Below are 4,894 nucleotides of genomic sequence, written 5' to 3' on the forward strand. Positions count from 1 at the left end.
GGGCACCACGTCATCCACTGGGCCAACGGCGGGGCCACCGATGTCGGCAACGCCGCCTTGCTCTGCGGGCGGCACCACACGATCGTGCACCAGCGCGGCTGGACCGCGACCGTGACCGCGACCGGGGTCACCTGGCACACCTGACGTGCCCGCACCGCACCCGGCCCCGGAACGGCCGGGCCAGAGGCGCGCCCTGGGGGCGGGTCAGTGGGAGCCGGACGCACAGCTGGCCTTCCCGTACGTGTTCAGGCTGGGAGGTGGGCCCGCGACCGAGCCACAGGAGCGGGACGCGCGTCCTTCGCGCTGCTCAGGCGGGCACCGGTTCGGCGAGGGCCGGCAGACCCCGCGCGGCGCGGATGGTCGCGACAATCTCGCCCATGATGTCGGTGAGGCCGAAGTCCTTGGGGGTGAACACCGCGGCGACGCCGAGCTCGCGCAGCCGAGCCGCATCCCCCTCGGGGATGATCCCGCCGACGATGACCGGCACGTCGTGCACCCCAGCGGCCTTGAGCCCGTCGAGCACCTGCGGCACGAGCTCCATGTGCGAGCCGGAGAGCACCGACAGGCCGACGCAGTGCACGTCCTCGGCCACCGCGGCCGCAACGATCTGCTCGGGCGTGAGCCGGATGCCCTGGTAGACCACCTCGAAGCCGGCGTCCCGGGCGCGCACCGCCACCTGCTCGGCACCGTTGCTGTGGCCGTCGAGGCCGGGCTTGCCGACCAGCAGCCGTAGCCGACCACCGAGCTCCTCGCCGGTGGCGCGGACCTGCTCGCGCACCCGGGCGAGCCCGGAGTCGGCGGTGTCGCCGCTGGTCACCCCGACCGAGCCAGACACGCCCGTGGGGGCGCGGTACTCGCCGAAGACCTCGCGCAACGCGCCGGCCCACTCCCCCGTGGTCACGCCGGCGCGGGCACACGCGAGCGAGGCAGCCATGAGGTTGGTGCCGCTGCGGGCGTCGGTGCGCAGCCGCTCCAGGGCCTCGTCCACGGCGCTGCGTCCGCCCTCGGCAGCGTCCCGCTCGCGACGCCACGCCGCCACAGCCTCGACAGCACGAGCCTCGACCGCGTGGTCGACGGTCTGGATCGCGGTGTCGAGGTCAGCGGTCAGCGGGTTGGGCTCGGTGGTGGTGAACCGGTTGACGCCCACCACGACGTCCGCGCCGGACTCGGTCCGCTGGCGTCGCCGGGCGTGCGAGGCCACGAGCGCCGACTTCATGTAGCCGGACTCGACCGCGGCGACCGCCCCGCCCATCTCCTGCACCCGGTCGATCTCGGCCTTGGCGCCGGCCACCAGCTCGGCGACCTTGGCCTCGACCACGCGGCTACCGGTGAACAGGTCGTCGTACTCCAGCAGGTCGGACTCGAAGGCGAGCACCTGCTGCATCCGCAGCGACCACTGCTGGTCCCACGGCCGCGGCAGCCCAAGGGCCTCGTTCCATGCCGGCAGCTGGATCGCCCGGGCCCGCGCGTCCTTGGACAGCGTGACCGCGAGCATCTCGAGCACGATCCGCTGGACGTTGTTCTCCGGCTGGGCCTCGGTCAGGCCCAGGGAGTTGACCTGGACGCCGTAGCGGAACCGCCGGTGCTTGGGGTCCTGCACGCCGTAGCGCTCACGGGTCAGCTCGTCCCAGAGCTCGACGAAGGCGCGCATCTTGCACATCTCCTCGACGAAACGCACGCCGGCGTTGACGAAGAACGAGATCCGGGCGACGACCTCACCGAAGCGCTCCTGCGGCACCTGCCCTGAGTCGCGCACGGCGTCCAGGACCGCGATCGCCGTGCTCATCGCGTAGGCGATCTCCTGCACCGGCGTGGCGCCGGCCTCCTGCAGGTGGTAGCTGCAGATGTTGATCGGGTTCCACTTGGGGATCTCGGCGACGGTGTAGGCCACCATGTCGGTGATCAGGCGCAGCGAAGGCGCCGGCGCGAAGACGTAGGTCCCGCGCGAGAGGTACTCCTTGATGATGTCGTTCTGGGTGGTGCCGGCGAGGGCCCGCACCGCCTCAGCGGGGTCCTGCCCGGCCGCCTGGGCCTGCTCCTCGGCCACCACCTGGTACATCGCCAGCAGCCACATCGCCGTGGCGTTGATGGTCATCGAGGTGTTCATCTCCGCGAGCGGGATGTCCTGGAACAGCGCGCGCATGTCGCCGATGTGGGACACAGGGACGCCGACCTTGCCGACCTCACCGCGGGAGAGGGCGTGGTCGGGGTCGTAGCCGGTCTGCGTCGGCAGGTCGAACGCGACCGAGAGCCCGGTCTGTCCCTTGGCCAGGTTGCGGCGGTAGAGCTCGTTGCTCGCTGCGGCACTGGAGTGACCGGCATACGTGCGCATGACCCACGGACGGCTGCGTTCTCCCATGGCCAGAACGTACCCGCGGGTAACCGCCGGGCGGGAGGGACTCAGGCGGTGAGAGGCACCACAGTGGTCGCGGCACCCACCCCGTCGGCGCGGGCCAGGACGCGGTTGAGCCGGGAGGCGCGCAGCAGCCGGTCCAGCCGCGGCGAGACGTCGACGAGGACCAACCGGCGGCCGAGCTGCCGGGCGCGGTGATGGACCCCGACGATGACCCCGAGCCCGGTGGCGTCGCCCACCTCGGCCCCCGCGAGGTGGACCAGCAGGTCGCCCTCGCCCTGGTCGAGCACCTCGTGCAGGCGCGCGCGCAGGTCGGCCACGGTGTGCACGTCGAGGCGGCCGCAGACGACCACCTCGCACCCGTGCCTGGTCTCCTCCAGAGTCGCGGACGACACCGCCCCTACCCCTGCCGTCATGCCTGCCCCCGTTCGCCGCACGATCGCCCCGTCGTCAAGGTTGACGCACCACGGGGCATGAAGGTTGTCACCACGCCATCACGATCGGGTCACGTCTCGCGCCGACCCGGGTCAGGACGCCTGCGGCGCCGGCCGACCCCGCCCTGCCACCGGGCTGGGAGAGGCCTCAGAGGTATGGCGCGTCGTCCGGCTCGCGGGTGACGTCAGCCCCCAGCCCCCGCATCGCCGCGGCGAATCCCGCGTAGCCGCGGTCGATGTGGTGCGCACCGCTGACGGTGGTCACCCCCTCGGCCACGAGCCCGGCGATGACCAGGGCGGCCCCGGCGCGGATGTCGCTGGCCTCCACCGGGGCGCCGGAGAGCTGCTCGACGCCGTGCAGCATCACGTGGTGCCCGTCGACCCGGGCCTCGGCACCGAGCCGTGCCAGCTCCTGCACGGTGCGGAACCGCGCCTCGAAGAGGTTCTCGGTGATCATCGCGCTGCCGTCGGCCACCGCGTTGTAGGCCAGCGCGAAGGGCTGCAGATCGGTCGGGAATCCGGGGTAAGGCAGCGTGGCCACGTCGAACGCTCTCAGCCGCGCCCCGCCGGTGGACACCCGGAAGCCCCGATCGGTCGTGGTGACGGTGGCGCCCGCCCCGCTGAGATGGTCGAGCGCGATACCGAGGTGGTCGGCCACTCCCCCGACCACCTCGACGTCACCGCGGGTGGTGGCCGCAGCGAAGGCCCACGTCCCGGCCGCGATGCGGTCGGCGACCACGGCGTGCTGGGTCGGCGCGAGCTCGGTGACGCCCTCGATCTCGATGACCGAGGTGCCGGCGCCCCGGATCCGCGCGCCCATCCCGGTGAGCATCGCCGCGATGTCGACGATCTCGGGCTCGCGGGCGGCGTTGGTCAGGACGGTCGTCCCGCGGGCCAGGACCGCGGCCATGAGGACGTTCTCGGTCGCCCCCACGCTGGGGAAGTCCAAGCGGATCTCCCCACCGTGCAAGCCATTCGGGGCCTCGGCGATGAGATAGCCGTGGGTGACGTGGACGGTGGCGCCGAGGGCCTCCAGGCCGGCCGCGTGCAGGTCGAGCCCGCGGGAACCGATGGCGTCACCGCCCGGGACCGCCACGTCGGCTTCGCCGCACCGCGCGACAAGGGGACCCAGCACCGAGATCGAGGCGCGCAGCGCGCGGACCAGGTCGTAGTCGGCGCGGTGCCCGATCACCTGGGGGACGTCGATCTCCACGACCCCGGCGTCTGCCTCGTAGTCCACCTCGCAGCCGAGGCGCCGCAGCAGCTCGGCCATGATCGTCACGTCGAGGATCGCCGGCATGTTGGTCAGCCGGGTGCGGCCGCTGGCCAGCAGGGCCGCCGCCATCAGCTTGAGCGCACTGTTCTTGGCACCCACCACGGTGACCTCACCGTGCAGGGACGCCCCACCGACGACGCGGAACCTCTCCATCACGGGACAGGAGCCTATCTGCGACCATTCGGGCCATGGTCAACCTGACGCGGATCTACACCCGGACCGGTGACACCGGCACCACGGCGCTCGGCGACTTCAGCCGCACGAGCAAGACGGACGTGCGGCTCGCCGCGTACGCCGACACCGACGAGGCCAACAGCGCGATCGGCGTCGCCCTGGCGTGCGGCGACCTGCGAGAGGACGTGCGGGCGACGCTGACGCGGGTGCAGAACGACCTGTTCGACGTCGGCGCCGACCTGTGCACGCCGCTGGCCGCGAGCTACCAGCACCCGCCGCTGCGGGTCCAGCAGCGCTGGGTCGAGGAGCTCGAGGCCGACTGCGACGCCTACAACGAGGAGCTGGAGAAGCTGCGCTCGTTCATCCTGCCCGGCGGCACCCCCGCCTCGGCGTACCTGCACGTCGCCCGCACCGTGACCCGTCGGGCCGAGCGCAGCACGTGGGCGGCGCTGGAGGCCTACGGCGACCAGCCCGGCGACGACGAGCGTCCCGGCGGCGTGAACCCGCTGACCGCGACCTACCTCAACCGGCTCTCGGACCTGCTGTTCATCCTCGCGCGGGTGGCCAACCTCGGCGCCGGTGGCGACGTCCTCTGGCAGCCCGGCGGCGGCCGGGAGGAGCCCCCGGCCCCGCGCTGACCGCCCCCGGGCTCGGGGG

At 72.7% G+C, this 4,894-nt stretch carries 5 protein-coding genes; 2 read left to right on the plus strand and 3 right to left on the minus strand.

Annotated elements, in window-relative coordinates:
- Window positions 1-12: 12 nt before the first annotated feature.
- Window positions 13-144 (plus strand): hypothetical protein, encoded by a 132-nt coding sequence (locus tag ACXVGS_RS18760; RefSeq protein ID WP_458536419.1) that lies wholly within the window; start codon window positions 13-15, stop codon window positions 142-144.
- Window positions 145-307: 163 nt separating this feature from the next.
- Here the strand turns inward: ACXVGS_RS18760 and ACXVGS_RS18765 are convergent, their stop codons facing one another.
- The 3 genes from ACXVGS_RS18765 to murA all read right to left on the minus strand — a co-directional run bounded on the left by ACXVGS_RS18765 (window position 308) and on the right by murA (window position 4,216).
- On the minus strand, window positions 308-2,359 hold the full coding sequence (locus ACXVGS_RS18765; protein ID WP_458537374.1) for a protein meaA: 2,052 nt from the start codon (window positions 2,357-2,359) through the stop codon (window positions 308-310).
- Window positions 2,360-2,400: 41 nt separating this feature from the next.
- Window positions 2,401-2,748, minus strand: a complete 348-nt coding sequence (locus ACXVGS_RS18770) for an STAS domain-containing protein (RefSeq protein WP_458531050.1) — start codon at window positions 2,746-2,748, stop codon at window positions 2,401-2,403.
- A gap of 187 nt (window positions 2,749-2,935) precedes the next feature.
- Window positions 2,936-4,216 carry a UDP-N-acetylglucosamine 1-carboxyvinyltransferase gene (murA, locus tag ACXVGS_RS18775; RefSeq protein ID WP_458532771.1) on the minus strand — a complete coding sequence of 427 codons (1,281 nt, stop codon included), beginning with the start codon at window positions 4,214-4,216 and terminating at the stop codon, window positions 2,936-2,938.
- Between the two features lie 35 nt (window positions 4,217-4,251).
- Between murA and ACXVGS_RS18780 the strand changes: the two genes are divergently transcribed.
- A complete protein-coding gene (locus tag ACXVGS_RS18780) occupies window positions 4,252-4,875 on the plus strand; it encodes a cob(I)yrinic acid a,c-diamide adenosyltransferase (RefSeq protein WP_458531051.1) in 624 nt (207 codons plus the stop codon).
- Window positions 4,876-4,894: the final 19 nt, after the last annotated feature.

Source organism: Oryzihumus sp., from assembly GCF_054325275.1.

Bases quoted from the DNA above. Each gene is read 5' to 3' on its own strand.
- ACXVGS_RS18780 (WP_458531051.1), top strand. From the start codon at position 4,252: ATGGTCAACCTGACGCGGATCTACACCCGGACCGGTGACACCGGCACC.
- ACXVGS_RS18765 (WP_458537374.1), bottom strand. From the start codon at position 2,359: ATGGGAGAACGCAGCCGTCCGTGGGTCATGCGCACGTATGCCGGTCAC.
- murA (WP_458532771.1), bottom strand. From the start codon at position 4,216: ATGGAGAGGTTCCGCGTCGTCGGTGGGGCGTCCCTGCACGGTGAGGTC.